The 15,734-nt window shown below is 64.4% G+C and carries 18 protein-coding genes and 3 tRNA genes; 6 read left to right on the top strand and 15 right to left on the bottom strand.

Annotated elements, in window-relative coordinates; translation table 11 throughout:
- Positions 1-2: 2 nt before the first annotated feature.
- From A5759_RS22400 to A5759_RS22330, 15 genes are all read right to left on the bottom strand, one after another.
- Complete coding sequence (locus A5759_RS22400; RefSeq protein WP_068201352.1) at positions 3-1,430, bottom strand: bifunctional dTDP-4-dehydrorhamnose 3,5-epimerase family protein/NAD(P)-dependent oxidoreductase; 1,428 nt, start codon at positions 1,428-1,430, stop codon at positions 3-5.
- A gap of 13 nt (positions 1,431-1,443) precedes the next feature.
- On the bottom strand, positions 1,444-2,442 hold the full coding sequence (gene rfbB / locus A5759_RS22395) for a dTDP-glucose 4,6-dehydratase (protein ID WP_068201350.1): 999 nt from the start codon (positions 2,440-2,442) through the stop codon (positions 1,444-1,446).
- Complete coding sequence (gene rfbA, locus A5759_RS22390; protein ID WP_068201348.1) at positions 2,442-3,311, bottom strand: glucose-1-phosphate thymidylyltransferase RfbA; 870 nt, start codon at positions 3,309-3,311, stop codon at positions 2,442-2,444. The genes rfbB and rfbA overlap by 1 nt, the downstream gene beginning before the upstream one ends.
- A gap of 72 nt (positions 3,312-3,383) precedes the next feature.
- Positions 3,384-5,096 carry a PE-PPE domain-containing protein gene (locus A5759_RS22385; RefSeq protein WP_231984723.1) on the bottom strand — a complete coding sequence of 571 codons (1,713 nt, stop codon included), beginning with the start codon at positions 5,094-5,096 and terminating at the stop codon, positions 3,384-3,386.
- A 393-nt stretch (positions 5,097-5,489) separates the two neighbouring features.
- Positions 5,490-6,203 carry a 50S ribosomal protein L1 gene (gene rplA / locus A5759_RS22380; RefSeq protein WP_068201343.1) on the bottom strand — a complete coding sequence of 238 codons (714 nt, stop codon included), beginning with the start codon at positions 6,201-6,203 and terminating at the stop codon, positions 5,490-5,492.
- Positions 6,204-6,304: 101 nt separating this feature from the next.
- Positions 6,305-6,733, bottom strand: a complete 429-nt coding sequence (gene rplK / locus A5759_RS22375; protein ID WP_059101294.1) for a 50S ribosomal protein L11 — start codon at positions 6,731-6,733, stop codon at positions 6,305-6,307.
- An 86-nt stretch (positions 6,734-6,819) separates the two neighbouring features.
- Complete coding sequence (nusG, locus tag A5759_RS22370) at positions 6,820-7,644, bottom strand: transcription termination/antitermination protein NusG (protein ID WP_068201341.1); 825 nt, start codon at positions 7,642-7,644, stop codon at positions 6,820-6,822.
- A 41-nt stretch (positions 7,645-7,685) separates the two neighbouring features.
- Complete coding sequence (secE, locus tag A5759_RS22365) at positions 7,686-8,099, bottom strand: preprotein translocase subunit SecE (protein WP_068201339.1); 414 nt, start codon at positions 8,097-8,099, stop codon at positions 7,686-7,688.
- A gap of 75 nt (positions 8,100-8,174) precedes the next feature.
- A tRNA-Trp gene (locus A5759_RS22360) sits at positions 8,175-8,247 on the bottom strand.
- A 214-nt stretch (positions 8,248-8,461) separates the two neighbouring features.
- On the bottom strand, positions 8,462-9,025 hold the full coding sequence (gene hadC, locus A5759_RS22355) for a (3R)-hydroxyacyl-ACP dehydratase subunit HadC (RefSeq protein ID WP_068201337.1): 564 nt from the start codon (positions 9,023-9,025) through the stop codon (positions 8,462-8,464).
- A gap of 2 nt (positions 9,026-9,027) precedes the next feature.
- The gene (hadB, locus tag A5759_RS22350; RefSeq protein ID WP_068201336.1) at positions 9,028-9,456 is read right to left on the bottom strand and encodes a (3R)-hydroxyacyl-ACP dehydratase subunit HadB; all 429 of its coding nucleotides are present in this window, start codon (positions 9,454-9,456) and stop codon (positions 9,028-9,030) included.
- Positions 9,443-9,919 (bottom strand): (3R)-hydroxyacyl-ACP dehydratase subunit HadA, encoded by a 477-nt coding sequence (gene hadA, locus A5759_RS22345; protein WP_068201334.1) that lies wholly within the window; start codon positions 9,917-9,919, stop codon positions 9,443-9,445. The genes hadB and hadA overlap by 14 nt, the downstream gene beginning before the upstream one ends.
- 50 nt (positions 9,920-9,969) lie before the next feature.
- Positions 9,970-10,137, bottom strand: coding sequence for a 50S ribosomal protein L33 (rpmG, locus tag A5759_RS22340; protein WP_059101288.1), 168 nt, complete (start codon positions 10,135-10,137; stop codon positions 9,970-9,972).
- A 38-nt stretch (positions 10,138-10,175) separates the two neighbouring features.
- Positions 10,176-10,249, bottom strand: a tRNA-Met gene (locus tag A5759_RS22335).
- A gap of 33 nt (positions 10,250-10,282) precedes the next feature.
- Positions 10,283-10,355 (bottom strand) — tRNA-Thr (locus A5759_RS22330).
- Between the two features lie 133 nt (positions 10,356-10,488).
- Here A5759_RS22330 and A5759_RS22325 point away from each other — a divergent pair.
- The 6 genes from A5759_RS22325 (at position 10,489) to A5759_RS22300 (ending at position 15,708) form a co-directional block, all read left to right on the top strand.
- The gene (locus tag A5759_RS22325) at positions 10,489-11,349 is read left to right on the top strand and encodes an NYN domain-containing protein (RefSeq protein WP_064400185.1); all 861 of its coding nucleotides are present in this window, start codon (positions 10,489-10,491) and stop codon (positions 11,347-11,349) included.
- A 34-nt stretch (positions 11,350-11,383) separates the two neighbouring features.
- Positions 11,384-12,097: an MBL fold metallo-hydrolase gene (locus A5759_RS22320; RefSeq protein WP_068201333.1), complete on the top strand. Its 714-nt coding sequence runs from the start codon at positions 11,384-11,386 to the stop codon at positions 12,095-12,097.
- A gap of 99 nt (positions 12,098-12,196) precedes the next feature.
- Positions 12,197-12,970, top strand: a complete 774-nt coding sequence (locus tag A5759_RS22315) for a DUF2510 domain-containing protein (protein ID WP_068201331.1) — start codon at positions 12,197-12,199, stop codon at positions 12,968-12,970.
- 21 nt (positions 12,971-12,991) lie between these two features.
- A complete protein-coding gene (locus tag A5759_RS22310) occupies positions 12,992-13,660 on the top strand; it encodes a hypothetical protein (RefSeq protein ID WP_068201328.1) in 669 nt (222 codons plus the stop codon).
- A gap of 33 nt (positions 13,661-13,693) precedes the next feature.
- Positions 13,694-14,749, top strand: coding sequence for a DUF2235 domain-containing protein (locus A5759_RS22305; RefSeq protein ID WP_068201327.1), 1,056 nt, complete (start codon positions 13,694-13,696; stop codon positions 14,747-14,749).
- Positions 14,750-14,889: 140 nt separating this feature from the next.
- Positions 14,890-15,708 carry a hypothetical protein gene (locus A5759_RS22300; RefSeq protein ID WP_156617005.1) on the top strand — a complete coding sequence of 273 codons (819 nt, stop codon included), beginning with the start codon at positions 14,890-14,892 and terminating at the stop codon, positions 15,706-15,708.
- Positions 15,709-15,734 lie beyond the last annotated feature (26 nt).

Here is a 15,734-nt window from a genome sequence, read left to right as displayed (position 1 = left end):
ACTCAGGGTATTTCGACGGATTCGTGCCGAAGGTAGTTCACCAAGGAAGCATCCGCGTCGGCGGGCTCGAAACCGACCGACTGGATCTTGCCGAGATCGAGGACGCTGTTAGCCGGTCGAGGCGCGACGAGCTTCGTTGCGCCGGCAAAGTACTGCTCGGTCGTGACATCGGTGATCCGGCCCGGGTCGTGACCGGCGAGTTCGAACGTCCGCCGCGCGATGTCTGCCCACGTGGTCGTCGTCCCAGAACCGGTGAGGTTGTAGACGCCGTACGGGGCGTGCGTGTCGGTCAGATGCCGAATCGCCCTTGCGATTTCGGATGTGAACGTCAGGCGGCCGTGTTGATCGTTCACCACGGACGGGTTCACCCCACGGTTGGCGAGGGAGAGCATCGTGCGCACGAAGTTGTTCCCGTCGCCGATCACCCATGAGGTCCGAATGATGTAGTGCCGGTCCACCGTTGCCACGACGAGGTCACCGGCGGCCTTGGTCTGGCCGTATACGCCGAGTGGCGACACTGGATCGTCCTCGCGGTAGGGCTCGGAGGCGTCGCCGTCGAAGACATAGTCACTGGAGATGTGCACCAGCGTGATGTTGTTGTCGGCGGCGGTACGTGCCAGCGCGGCGACACCGGCGACGTTGGTGGACCACGCCGCCGCACGGCCTTCCGGCGTTTCGGCTGCGTCCACACTCGTGAAGGCGGCGGCGTTGATGATCGTTTCGTATTCGCGCCAGCGGCGCGCGGTCTCGATGCCGGCGGCGGTGAGGTCGACGTCGGAGCGTTCGGCGAATTCGACACCGGGGGTACCGGCGTACGCCTCGCGCAGCGCCCGGCCCAGTTGACCACCGGCACCGAGAACCAGGGTCTTCCGTGGCGGGATGGGCTTGACGTCCGCCAGAGGCGGGTTCTCGCGATCCTTCGCTGACAGCTCCGCGCGGTCCAGCGGGATCGGCCAGTCGATGGCGACGGTCTCGTCGGCGAGGTTGACCGAGGTGTACTGGGCATCGGGCGAGTAGTGATCGTTCACCAGGTAGATATAGGCGGTGTTGTGCTCCAGATTCTGGAATGCGTTACCGACCCCGCGAGGGACGAAAACCGCTCGCGATGGGTTGATTTCGGCCGTGAAGGTGGCACCGAACGTGGGGCCGTCACGCAGGTCGACCCACGCGCCGAAGATCCGGCCGGTCGCGACGGAGATGAACTTGTCCCACGGCTCGGCGTGGATTCCGCGTGTGGTGCCCGCACTCTCGTTGAGCGACACGTTGTTCTGCACCGGCTTGAAATCGGGCAAGCCGAGCGCGAGCATCTTCTCGCGCTGCCAGTTCTCCTTGAACCATCCCCGGTTGTCTCCATGCACGGGCAGCTCCCACACGACCAGCCCTGGGATGGGAGTCGTCAAAGCGCGCAGAGGCTTACCGAAATCAGTCACAACTGGGCCTTCTTCACTGACCCATCCGGGCGTAAAAGCTCTCGGTGGCGTCTTTGACGGGGGCCCACCAGTCTTCGTGGTCGCGGTACCACTGGATCGTTGCGGTCAGACCTTTTTCGAAGTCTTGATACTGCGGTTGCCAACCGAGTTCCTCGCGCAGCTTGGTCGAGTCGATGGCGTACCGCAGGTCGTGGCCCGCTCGATCGGTGACGTGATCGTAGGCGTCGGCGGGCTGACCCATGAGGGTGAGGATCAACTCGATGACGGTCTTGTTGTCCTTCTCGCCGTCCGCACCGATCAGGTAGGTCTCGCCGATCCTGCCCTTGTCGAGGACGGTCAGCACGGCCGAGGAGTGGTCGTCGGCGTGGATCCAGTCCCGCACGTTGCGGCCCTGGCCGTAGAGCTTGGGGCGGATTCCCCGCAGAACATTGGTGATCTGTCGCGGGATGAACTTCTCGACGTGTTGATAGGGCCCATAGTTGTTGGAGCAGTTCGAGATCGTCGCGGCCACACCGAACGATCGAACCCAGGCCCGTACCAGCAGATCGCTGCCGGCCTTGGTCGACGAGTACGGAGACGACGGGTTGTACGGTGTCTGCTCGGTGAACCGGCTCGGGTCGTCGAGCTCCAGGTCCCCGTACACCTCGTCGGTCGAGATGTGATGGAACCGCGTGCCGTGCTTACGCACGGCCTCGAGCAACGTGAAGGTGCCCGCGAGGTTGGTGTGCAAAAACGGCTCGGGGTTGTCCAGCGAATTGTCGTTGTGCGATTCGGCGGCGTAGTGCACGATCGCGTCGGCCGACGCGACCAGCTCGTCGACCAACGGGGCATCCGCGATGTCGCCGTGCACGAACGTCATTCGGTCGTCAGCCAGTCCCGCGAGCGATGCGCGGTTGCCCGCGTACGTCAGCTTGTCGAGCACGGTGACGTGATGATCGGTGTGGTCGATGACGTACCGCACGAAATTCGAGCCGATGAAGCCCGCTCCACCGGTGACCAGGAGACGCGACATCACCGTCCCCTGTTCAGAAGGTCCAGTAGGTAGCCGCCGTAACCGGACTTCACCAAAAGCGCGGCACGTTCCCGTAATTCATCGTCGCTGATCCAGCCCTGCAGCCAGGCGATCTCTTCGGGAGCCCCGATCTTCAGCCCGGTGCGTCGTTCCATGGTGCGCACGTACTCGGCGGCGTCCGTCATTTGATCGAAGGTGCCGGTGTCCAGCCAGGCGGTTCCGCGGGGCAACACGTGCACCTGCAGCCGCTCCTGCTCGAGATAGCAGCGGTTGACATCGGTGATCTCGTACTCACCACGGGCGCTCGGCTTCAGGCCCTTGGATATCTCGACGACGTCGTTGTCGTAGAAGTAGAGACCCGGTACGACGTAGTTGCTCTTGGGCCGGTCTGGCTTCTCCTCGAGGGAGATGGCGAGACCGTTGTCGTCGAACTCGATCACGCCGTAGGCGGACGGCTCCGCCACCCAATAGGCGAAGATGGCGCCGCCGTCGATCGTGGTGAAGCGTCTGAGCTGGCTGCCCAGCCCGGGGCCGTACAACAGGTTGTCGCCGAGCACGAGGGACACGTTGTCGGTGCCGATGAACGTCTCACCGATTGTGAAAGCTTGTGCCAGGCCGTCCGGAGACGGCTGCTTGGCGTAGGTGATCGACACGCCGAAGCGTGACCCGTCGCCGAGCAGGCGTTCGAAACCGTCCGCATCGTGGGGCGTGGTGATCACCAGGATGTCGCGTATGCCCGCCAGCATCAGCGTCGAGAGCGGGTAGTACACCATCGGCTTGTCGTAGACGGGTACCAGTTGCTTCGACACACCCAGGGTGATCGGGTGCAGGCGCGTGCCGCTCCCGCCCGCCAAGATGATGCCCCTCACGCGCCCAATCGTGACACACAGCGAATTCGCGCTCGCAGAGAGACGCTGGTCCGCACGGCTGAGCCTGTGCGGTCAGGCTGCGGCCGGTTCGGAGTCCTTCGAGTCTTGCGCGTCGTTGGCGCCTTGCGGGTCTTTCGTAGTCCCGCCCGGGTCGGGCTTCGTCGTAAGGCCCTCAGATGGTGCGGGGCTCGCCGGGGTGATCTTCTGCACGCTGCCGTTACCGGCGTCCGCAGGCCCTGCGGCCGGCTTGTTCGGCGAGGCGTCCAGCGACACGCTGCGACCGTTGGCATCGATCCGGTTCTGCGCGGGATTTGTTCTGACCTCGGAATCCTTCTTGACGTCGGGATCCTGATTGACTTCGGGCTCCTTGACTGCAATCACGGCATTGCCGCCGGTCGTCTTCTCGCCCACGACTTCCGGGTTTCCGATCGGGGTGGTCTCGAGCACGGCCCCTGGCAGTTTTTCGGTTTCGGTGACGCCGTCGATGTCAGCAGTCTCGTTGCCGTCCACGACTGGCATCTCGATGCCGTCGACCACCGGCGTCGCACTACCGTCGATGCCAGACGTCTCGACGCCTGGTGCCAGGGTGAGGTCATCATCGACCCGTATCTCGGCGATGAGGCCATTCTTTTGGTAGACCCCGGTGATCTCCTGATCGACGTCCCCGTAGCGGTGGACCATCGCCAGCCTGGCGCCGGATGACTCCTCCGGTTCGCTACCTGCCAACGCCGTCAAGTCAACGTCGTCTTCTTGCTCGTCGTCTGTCACCGGGACTGGAGTGGTCGGTGAAAGCGGTATTTCCTTTGCCAATCCGAAGTTGGCCAGGAAATTGTTGATCCCCGTGAAGATCGCCGGGACTAGTTTTAAGAAGAGAGTGATCGGATTGAAGAACGGGATGAGTCCGATCGGGGAGTACTGACCGTATGGGATGTTGCGGTTGTAACCGGTTTCCTCGATGATCACGCGCAATGCGGGCTCGATGAGGTCCGCGATCGGCTTGCCGACGAATGGGATTGCGTGCAGCGGCCGCACCAACGGCAACACCTTCGGCGTCACTGTGTAATACGTCGTGTCCCCGTATTCCTGGATCTCCACAATCCCCGGGTATGCCTTTGGGTTCGAGGTGATCTTCTCCCACGTCTCGATGTCGTATCCGGCGGGAAGTTCACCGGGGTCGCTGCCCCCGTTTTTCGCCAGATAGGTGCCGTGGTCGTAATAGAAACCGAGAAGCGAGTTGGCTATCGCCAGCGGATTGAACAGATACTGCGGGAAATCGGCGATTCCCTCCCACCGGATTGCCCAGTCTTCGGTGAGAAAGCCCGGCAGGGGACCAGTGGGGGTGGGCTGGCCGGTCGTGACGTCAAGAATCGGGATGTGTCGCAGGATGCCCAACCGCGACAGGATTCCACCGTTAGGACGGTTTGGGTTACCGATGAAGACGAATTCGACGGATTCAAGCCCATCTATCAAATCCGCCCAATCGCCGTTGGCGATATTCGTCTTTGCAATGCTGACGACGCGGGCGCCTTGTGAGTAGCCGGCGATCACGAGGGCACCGTCGTAGGCGGGGTCCAGTTCCTGTAAGGCCTGAAGCGCCTCTTTCAGACTCTGCACACCGTCGTCGACGGAGTCGTCGAACTTCTCGCAACGGCCGGGGTCACACCAACCGGGCAACGGGATCGGCCAGAATGAGGCGAAGTAGTCGACACCTTCCAAGTCGTCGTCTGCGCAACCGTTATTCCCACACGCCGTGCCTTGCATGTAGTAGTCGCGGAAGTTCTCCATGTAGTCTGTGACGTCGTTTGCGTCCGGTGTTCCGGTGCCTGGCACGATCAACGCGGTCGCGGCCAGACTGACCGCTGCCAACAGTGCGGTTGCGGCGCTGAGGACGGCGGCGCTCAGCAGGCCCAGCAAAGAGAGAAAGACGACCCGGATGCACTTACGCATGGGTCAACTTTCACATAGGTGTGGCGGTAGCGACGACAAAACCCGCGAAGTTCCCGGGTCAATTTCTGTCGACCGGAGATCTACCGGCCCAATGCAGCCGTCGCATCCCCGAGGTCGCTGACAGCAACGCCTACACCCCGCTTCCGGGTCGAAAAACAGAGAACACGCTCCGGCGTTCTTTGCTCAGCGCCGGCCCCCCGCGGTGCAAACCCACCCGCGAACGGGCGGCCGTTACGCCCCGGCTTCGGTGAAGTTGCGCGTCACCGACGGGTCGACCGGAATGCCCGGGCCGGTCGTGGTCGAGATGACGACCTTCTTGAGGTAGCGGCCCTTCGACGACGACGGCTTGGCCCGCAGGATCTCGTCGATCGCGGCGCCGTAGTTCTCCGCAAGCGCCTTCTCGTCGAACGACGCCTTGCCGATCACGAAGTGCAGGTTGGCCTGCTTGTCGACGCGGAAGTTGATCTTGCCGCCCTTGATGTCAGACACGGCCTTGGCGACGTCGGGCGTCACGGTGCCGGTCTTCGGGTTCGGCATCAGACCACGCGGACCGAGAATGCGGGCGATGCGGCCGACCTTGGCCATCTGGTCGGGTGTCGCGATCGCTGCGTCGAAGTCCAGCCAGCCGCCCTGGATCCGCTCGATCAGGTCGTCGCTACCGACGGCGTCGGCACCGGCGGCCTCGGCAGCCTCGGCCTTGTCGCCGACCGCGAACACCACAACGCGGGCGGTCTTACCGGTGCCGTTCGGGAGGTTGACGGTGCCGCGCACCATCTGATCGGCCTTACGCGGGTCGACACCCAGCCGGATCGCCACCTCGACGGTCGCGTCCTGCTTCTTCGATCCCGTTTCCTTGGCCAGCTTCGCTGCCTCCAGCGGCGTGTACAGCCGGCTGCGGTCCACCTTCTCGGCGGCTTCGCGGTATACCTTGCTCGTCTTGCTCATTTGTTTCTCCTAGTTGCTGAGTTGTGGTCTGTGATGATTGCTCTTCGCGCGAGCGCTCATCGCCGGGCCGAAGCTGGCCCTCCCACGAAGTTCCGGTCGAACTACTCGACCGTGATGCCCATCGACCGGGCGGTGCCGGCGATGATCTTGGCGGCCTGATCGATGTCGTTGGCGTTCAGGTCTTCCTTCTTGGTCTCGGCGATCTCGCGCACCTGATCCCAGGACACCTTGGCAACCTTGGTCTTGTGCGGCTCGCCCGAACCCTTCTGCACACCAGCGGCCTTCAGCAGCAGCTTGGCCGCGGGCGGTGTCTTGAGGTTGAACGTGAAGCTGCGGTCCTCGTAGACGGTGATCTCCACGGGGATGACGTTGCCGCGCTGGTTCTCCGTCGCGGCGTTGTACGCCTTGCAGAATTCCATGATGTTGACGCCGTGCTGGCCGAGCGCCGGACCGACGGGCGGGGCGGGGTTGGCCTGCCCGGCCTGGATCTGCAGCTTGATCAGCCCGACGACCTTCTTCTTCGGGGCCATGGTGTTGGTTGTTCCTCTCTCGGTTCTCTGCGACTTGTGCACACGTTGTTGCGCCGAGCGCTCCTAGGTGTGCACAAATCGCTGGCTTAGATCTTGGCGACCTGGTTGAAGGTCAGTTCGACAGGTGTTTCGCGGCCGAAGATGGACACCAGCACCTTGAGCTTCTGCTGCTCGGCGTTGACCTCGCTGATCGAGGCGGGCAGCGTCGCGAACGGGCCGTCCATGACGGTGACCGACTCGCCGACCTCGAAGTCCACCTCGATCGGCGCGCGCTCGATGCCCCCGGCCTCGGTGGCGGCTGCACCGGCCGCAGCGGCGGCCTTGCCCGGCTTCTTCGCCGCAGCGGGCGGCAGCAGGAACTTGACAACGTCGTCCAGCGACAGCGGAGACGGCCGTGACGTCGCACCGACGAAGCCCGTCACACCCGGCGTGTTGCGCACCGCGCCCCACGACTCGTCGTTGAGTTCCATGCGCACCAGGATGTAGCCGGGCAGCACCTTGCGGTTGACCTGCTTGCGCTGGCCGTTCTTGATCTCGGTGACCTCTTCGGTCGGCACCTCGACCTGGAAGATGTAGTCGCCGACGTCCAGGTTCTGCACGCGGGTCTCGAGGTTGGCCTTCACCTTGTTCTCGTAACCGGCGTAGGAGTGGATGACGTACCAGTCGCCCGGCTTGGTCCGCAGTTCCTTCTTCAGCGCGACCGCCGGATCCTCTTCCTCGGGCTCGGCTTCAGCGGGGGCCGCCTCACCGGCCGCGTCGTCCGCGGTGGCCGCCTCGTCGCTCACGGCGTCACCGGCGACGTCGGCATCCTCGGTCGCCGGGTCGGTGGTCGCGTCGGTCGTCGCCCCAGTCGTTTCGTCGATCAGGTCAACGCTCTCGGCCGAAGGCGTATCGCCCTCGAAGCTAGTCACTTTTCAGTCCTCTCGAAATTCTCATCCGTCGCGCGTACTCGTCAGCCGAACACCAGCGAGACCAGCTTGGCAAGGCCGAAGTCGACGCCGCCGATCATGGCCAACATGAAGGCCAGGAACAGCAGCACCACGCCGGTGTAGGTGACCATCTGCTTGCGGTTCGGCCAGATCACCTTGCGCAGCTCGGCGACAACCTGCTTCAGGTAGTTCCAGACGAACAGGAAAGGATTCCGCGACGGCCCGTCGGCACGCTTCTTGGCGGCCTTCTTCGCGGAGCCCGACCCGTTCTTCGTGGGTGACGCCGCGGTGCCGGTGGACAGGTCGACCGCTTCGCTGGCGTCTTCGCCGGCGGCTGCCCGACGGGTCCGCTTGCCCGACGGGCGGGTCGGTCGGGTCACGACGGCGCCGCGGCCGTTCTCGGTGTCGGAGCCGGCATCGTCGTGCTCGTCGCTCACCGCATGCTCCCTTGTCTGGTCATCTGGTTTGTGGGTCACCTTCCAGTGTCCACACTTGTCGAGTATTCAGTTGAGCAGGGGCGACAGGACTTGAACCTGCAACCTGCGGTTTTGGAGACCGCTGCTCTGCCAGTTGAGCTACGCCCCTTCAGAGTGGCGCTACTCAGGCCACCCGTTCGGGGCTCACACAATTCGCGCGCTCCCCGATCGGCCGATCTTCAAACCGACGGACAGCGCGCTGGACTGGGAAAACCCCGAGGACCGAGTGTAGCGCGCCACCCGTGGTAGTTACTAATCCGCCGGCGAGCCGGTCCTGATGCGATCGACGAGCCGGTGATCACGCTCCGACCGGCAGCCGGTCATCAAACAGACGCCTCGCCGTTCACGTCATCGCCGCCATCGGGATCTTCGGCGGGATCATGGACGACGGGCTTGCGCACAACCTGTCCCGTCTCCGGATCCCAGCCGGCCGAGATCGAGTTGTCGCCCTCGTGGCCCATCAGCGTGGTGAACGATTCCATCACGAGCTCGCCGTGTTGGTCCACCAGCTTGTTGCGGGTGGTGACGATGTCGGCGCCGAACCGTTCGTCGACGGTCAGGATTTCCATCGTGCCGGTCAGTTCGTCACCGACCTTGATCGGTCGATGGAACTTGAACTTCTGGTCGACCTGCACGATCTGCATCGTCTCGAAGCCGATGTCGTTGTGCTGAAAAAAGTGCCGCTGGATCATCACCGCGAAGATCGACATGAACGTCGGCGGCGCGATCAGGGCGTCGTGGCCCGAGGCCCGGGCCGCCTCGAGACTATGGCTCTGCGGGTCATGCGCCTTGACGGCGTTGGCGTACTGGCGGATCTGCTCATGTCCCACGACATAGGGCTCGGGGTACTTCCAGACCATGCCCTTGATATCGATCTTGAGGGCCACGGCTACGCCAACTTCGCAACGGCCACCGCGCGACCGAAGATCTTCTTGCCCCCGGTGGTTGCCGAAAGCGCGATGGTCACCGACTTCGTTTCGGGCTCAACGGATTTCACCCGTCCGCTGAAGACGATCTCCGCCCCGATGCCGTCGTTGGGCACCGGCACGACAGCCGTGAAGCGCACGTTGTACTCGGTGACCGCCGCCGGATCGCCGACCCACTCGGTGACGTATCCGCCACCCAGACCCATGGTCAGCATGCCGTGGGCGATCGCGGTGTCCAGTCCGACCTGCTTGGCGATGTCGTCGTCCCAGTGGATCGGGTTGAGGTCACCCGACACCCCCGCGTAGTTGACGAGGTCCTGCCGCGTCAGCGGAATCACCTTCTCGGGAAGCTCGTCGCCCTTCTTCACCGAGGCGAACTCACGCAGTGGCATCTGAAAAACCCTCTTCTCCGTCACCCGCCCGACCCGCCAGGGTCGTGAGTGTCTCCTGCACGACGTCACCGGCTTCGTTGGTGACGATGTTCTTCAATACGACGAGGTCGGTGCCGTGGGCCTGCCGCACGGAGTCCACCTGCACCTCGCAATAGAGTTTGTCGCCCGCGAAGATCGGCTTGCTGAACTTGATCACCTGATCGACCTGGACGATCTTCGCGTCCTTGATCCCGACGTTGGCGTGCTCGAAAAACGATATCTGCGCCATGTACCCCAGGACGCTCATGAATGTCAGCGGTGCGGGCAACGCCTTATGGCCGAGTTCGGCCGCGGCGTCCTCGTCGAAGAACGCGCGATCGTCGTTTTTCACCGCAACCGCGTACTCGCGAATCTTCTCGCGACCGACGACGTAGTAGTCGGGGTAGCGGTATTGCATCCCGACGATCCGCTCGGACAACGACACAGTTAGTGAACCTACCTACCACCCCGGCGACGCCTGCGGGCTGACTCGTCTTAGCGCGATTCCTTATGCGGCTGGTGCTTGCCGCAGTTCGGGCAGAACTTCTTGATCTCGAGCCGGTCCGGGTCGTTACGGCGGTTCTTCTTGGTGATGTAGTTGCGGTGCTTGCACACCTCGCACGCCAAAGTGATCTTCGGCCGTACGTCGGTACTGGAGGCCACGGTTCTTCGTCCTTCGTTTACGCGTTCGATGCTGCCTGTAGCGGTGGGGGGGCTCGATCCCCCGACCTCACGATTATGAGTCGTGCGCTCTAACCAGCTGAGCTACACCGCCCCGGGATCCGGGCGGATGTCCGCCCGCTCACCGAGCCCCCTAACGGAATCGAACCGTTGACCTTTTCCTTACCATGGAAACGCTCTGCCGACTGAGCTAAGGGGGCCTGCCTACTTCGAGGTTCGCGCACCGCGGCGCGAGCCTTAAAGAGGGTACATTCTCGCCGATTGCCGCGCCAAACCGCTGATCACCGCAACCGTTACTGTCCGACTCTAGTCGGACAGTGATAGGACGGAACAGTGACCGAACCCGGCGCGACCCGTGTAGCGGTGTACCTCGACTTCGACAACATCGTGATCTCGCGGTACGACCAGATCCACGGGCGCAACTCGTTTCAGCGCGACAAGGCTGCAGGCTTTCACAAGAATCCGGGTCGGCTGACGCAAGCGACCGTGGACGTCGGCGCAATCATCGACTACGCGTCGTCGTTCGGCACGCTGGTGCTGACCAAGGCCTACGCCGACTGGTCGACCGACGTCAACGCCGACTACCGCGACCAGCTCGTCGGGCGCGCGGTCGACCTGGTGCAGCTGTTCCCGGCCGCCGCGTACAGCAAGAACGGCGCCGACATCCGGCTCGCCGTCGACACCGTCGAGGACATGTTCCGGCTGCCCGACCTGACCCACGTCGTCATCGTCGCCGGCGACTCCGACTACATCCCGCTCGCACAGCGGTGCAAACGCCTCGGGCGCTACGTCGTCGGCATCGGCATAACCGGATCGATCAGCCGGTCGCTGACCGCGGCCTGCGACGAGTACGTCTCCTACGACGCGCTGCCCGGCGTTCCGGCGGTCAAGACGGAAGCCCCGAAGCGGCGACGCACCAAGGCCGACGCCGAGCAGGACGCAGAACAGCCCGATCCGCAGGCCGCCGGGACCGCGCTGCTCGAGCGGGCGCTGCGTATCGCGCACGGCAAGGACGACTCTGATTGGCTGCACAATTCGGCGGTCAAGGCTCAGATGAGGCGCATGGACCCGTCGTTCTCGGAGAAGTCCCTCGGGTTCAAGTCGTTCAGCGACTTCCTGCGCTCGCACACCGACCTGGTCGAACTCGACGAGAGCAGCACCATCCGCATGGTGCGGCTGCGCAGCCAGGACTGAGCCCCGAAATTTGGGCCCAGATACGCTGACGGTCATGGCTTCGGATCGGCTCTACTTCCGTCAGTTGTTGTCCGGTCGCGACTTCGCCACCGGTGACATGATCGCCCAGCAGATGCGCAACTTCGCCTACCTGATCGGCGACCGCGAGACCGGCGACACGGTGATCGTCGACCCCGCCTACGCCGCAGGCGATCTCGTCGACGCGCTGGAGGCCGACGGCATGCGGCTGTCCGGCGTGTTGGTCACCCACCACCACCCCGACCATGTCGGCGGTTCGATGATGGGTTTCGAACTCAAGGGGCTCGCCGAACTGCTCGAGCGCACGAGCGTGCCGGTGCACGTCAACCAGCTTGAGGCCGACTGGGTTTCGAAGATCACCGGCATCGCGCGCAGTGAACTCACCGAGCACCAGCACGGCGACGTCGTCAAGGTCGGCGACATCGACATCGAACTGCTGCACACGCCCGGCCACACTCCGGGCAGCCAGTGCTTCCTGCTCGATGGGCGGCTCGTCGCCGGCGACACCCTGTTCCTAGAGGGGTGCGGGCGCACCGACTTTCCCGGTGGCAACGCTGACGATATGTTCCGCAGCCTGCAGGCGCTGGCGAAACTCTCCGGCGACCCGACGGTGTTCCCCGGCCACTGGTACTCCGCCGAGCCCAGCGCCTCTCTGTCGGAGGTACGCCAGACCAACTACGTCTACCGGGCGAGCAACCTCGACCAGTGGCGCATGCTGATGGGCGGCTGACCTTCGCCCATACGTGGTGCGGTGGGCGAAAAAGCGTCGCTGTCAGTGCTGCTGCGCTAATCTCCGTTTGCTCGGCGCCTATCGGGAGGACCGCTTGCGATGACGACACCCCCCACGCCGGCAGGCTGGTATCCCGACCCCGATGGCGCTGGCGCCCAACGGTATTGGGACGGTTCGACGTGGACCGAGCACCGTTCGCCGGGCCCGACGTCGCAGCCCGCAGAGCCGCCGTCGGCCATCGAACCGCCGATGCACTCGCAACCGCCCGCCGAACCGCGCTCCAACGACAACCGCACACTGCTCACCCGCTACCTCGCCGTGTGCGGCGCCCTGCTGCTCGTGCTGATCCTCGCCCTTGTCTACGGGTTGTTCCGCGATGACAACGACGACGGTCCCAGGTCATCCACGACGACGTCACCGCCTGAGATCGCCGACCAGCCCACCACGATGGCCGAGGAACAGGCCGGCACTCCCACGCCAGATGCGCTGCCGCCGCTCGCCGGAGCGACCGTCGACGGAGTGCTGTCGTTCACGGTCGTCGACGTCGAGACCGGTTCGACGGTTTCGTCGACCGAGGCCCCGGTGGAGAAGACCGCGACCGGTGAATACGTCGTCGTACGCCTGTCGGTGGTCAACGACGGCGACGCCACCGCGCAGTTCCTCGGCACCCTGCAGAAGCTGCACGCCGGAAACACCGTCTACTCCATCGACGACGAGGCGACGTTCTACGTGGGCGGCGGATTCGTCGAGATCCAACCGGGTGCCGAGGCGCTGGTCGGCCTCGCCTACGACGTGCCGACGGGCACGGTACCGGGCTTCATCGAGGTGCATGCCGATCCGTTGAGCCCGGGTGCGCGGATCCCGTTGACGTAGCGTTCCGACAGACTGGCGGACATGGCGGACTCGCTCTTTGCCGATGTCTCGGAATGGCAGGTCGGAGTCGACGACAGCTATCCGTACCCGGTGTTGTGCATCCGTTCCAACGACGGGACGTACCGAGATCGTCGGTGGCGCAACAACTATGACTGGTGCCGCCGCAGTGCCGACGACGGGCGTCTGACATTTTTCCTCGTGTACTTCGTGTGGCGGCCGAACTGGCGCGAGACGGTGGCCACGTTCCGCGACCAGGTGGGCACTCCGCACCCGAGGATGGCGGTCATGCTCGATGTCGAGTCGTGGGGCGGCCAGATCCGCGGCGACTGCTCGGCGGAGATCAACGCCACCCGCCGCGAGGTCGGCGCTTTCGTCGGCAGCACGGCGAAGGTGATCGGCTACGGCAACGTCGGCGACTTGAACAGCCTGTGGCCGCACAAGCCGCCGGGGCTTCAGGTCGTGGTCGCCGCCTACGGACGCAACCCTCCGTATCACGGGAAGGTGGCGCATCAGTACACCGACGCAACCGGATATGGCGGCGGTCTACCGGAGGGCGCGCCACCGTTCGGCAACTGTGACATGAACTCCGCCGACGGTTTGGCGCCCGACATTTTCGCAGGTGTCTGCGGCATATCGGGTCGAGAAACACAATTTTCTGGACAAGATGCCCGCACGGGGGCAAACTTGTAGACCCTAGCGTCAATTACGGGCCGGGGGGCCAAGATGAAGAAGCTAGTGCTGTGCTTCGACCGCACTCGCGGCTATCCCGACCCTGTAACCGCGACGAACGCGCATCGACTCATTCGTCTGCTCGACGACGTCCCCGACCAGCTCACCTGGTATCACCCTGGAGTCGGGGCGAACTCCGCGATGACGCTGCGGCCGTTCAGAACCGCGGCCGACGACGCTCGCGGTGCCATCGCCGAGGCTTATCGATTCCTGGTCGACAGCTGGGAACCCGGCGACCCGATCTATCTGTTCGGCGTCGGTCGCGGCGGTTACTGCGCCCAGAGCCTGACCCGCTTACTGGCCACCGTCGGGGTGCTTCCGGAGCTGACGGATTTCGTGCTCGGCGCGTATGCCCTGCCCCGGACCGGCCGCGACCAGCAGGACTGGACACGCGTCACGCAGATCGCCTCCCAGTTGGAGCAGCAGCGAGAAATCCCCGTCGCGGTCCGATTCCTGGGCATCTGGGACGCGGTGAGCATCCCGGGCTTGACGCGCCGGTCGATGCCGGCCCGAATGCCCAACGTCGAATCCGGCAGGCACGCGGTTGCGATCGACGGCCGCCCCGGCGAACGGTTGACGACCTCGGCGTCGGAGCGCATCGAGGAGGTCTGGTTCCGCGGCGCCCATTGCGACGTCGCCGGAGGGCCGGGGGCATGCAGATCGCTGGCCGACATCACCTTCGACTGGATGCTCGACGGCGCGCTGAGCGCTGGGCTCGGGATTTCCGAGGAGCGCATGGACACGCTGCCCGCACCCGATCAGTACGACGCGCTCGCCGAAACCGCCCACACGATCTCGCTGCGCAAGCTCGCCGAGGATGCGGCCGTGCACTCCAGTGTCGAGTTGTACCTGCGAGAGCATCCGCAGTATTGGAAGCGCTTACCGGCCCGCGTGACGTGGTCGGACCGCGACTGGGCGGCACGCGGTGAGCGACTGGTCCGTCCGAGGGGCGCGACGGCCGAGAAAGCGATGGCCGACATCGGGTTCGCGGCGTCGTTCGGCGACCTGGTCAGCAATACCGCGCAGCTGAGGCCGGCAAGCCTATTGTGACGAATTCCGCCGGTCACGATCGTCGGTGACGGGTGCTCTTATCGACGCGCACGCCAAAATAGCAAAGGGTGTGTGATCCGCGGCTGCGTGATATACAGCGGTGCGTGGATGCGGATGGGGTTCTCGGCCTCTCGGCCGGCATGTGGACGGCGCTGGCCGCCTGGCTCGCCGTCGTGGTGGGAATCGCCGCCCTGGTTTACGCCTGGCGGCAGTATCAGCGGGGACGGCGGCAGAGCGAAGAGCTCATGGCGCCCAACGTGGCGATGTTCATGGAACCGGCGGCCAACGACTGGCATCTGATCGAGCTCGTGGTCAAGAACTTCGGCCGGACACCGGCCTACAACATCCGGTTCGACTTCGCGCATCCGCCGACGGTGGCCAAGTACGAGAACGTCTACGACGACCGCTATGTCGACATCGCGCCGCTGAACCTGCCCGCCGAGATCCCGTATCTGGCGCCCGGACAGGAATGGCGCATCGTCTGGGATTCGGCACTGGACCGTCGCGAACTCGGCGAGGCCATCGCATCCCGGTTCGACGGCGCCGTCACCTACTACGACCAGAAGGGGCACGCCAAGAAGAAGGGGTCGCGCCACCGGTACCGGTCCACGGCGGTGCTGGACTGGTCGACGCTGCATCCGGTCGAGCGGCTGGAGCTGTTGACCACGCACGACCTGGCCCGCCAGGAGAAGCAGAAGCTCGAACTGCTGCGTCATCTGCTGACCTACTACCACTACGCGGCGAGCGAGAGCCGCGAAGACGTCCTGCGCCAGGAGATCAACCGGGTGCGGTCCTCGGTCGATGAACTCCGCGATCGGTACCGCACGGAAACCGAAGGGCCGCAGCGCACACGGCGCAACGGGACGGTCCCCGGTCGGCCGGTCGACATCGACGCCGAATTCGAGGAAGCGCACACCCAGATCCTCAAGACCAACACGGCGCGGCACCGTATTGCGTGATGACGCCAAGGTGACGGCCCTTGGCA

The organism is Mycobacterium sp. 852014-52144_SCH5372336 (assembly GCF_001665615.1).
Classification (GTDB): domain Bacteria; phylum Actinomycetota; class Actinomycetes; order Mycobacteriales; family Mycobacteriaceae; genus Mycobacterium; species Mycobacterium neumannii_A.
The sequence above is the reverse complement of the archived record's forward strand: the minus strand, read 5'-3'. Positions and strand labels throughout refer to the sequence as shown.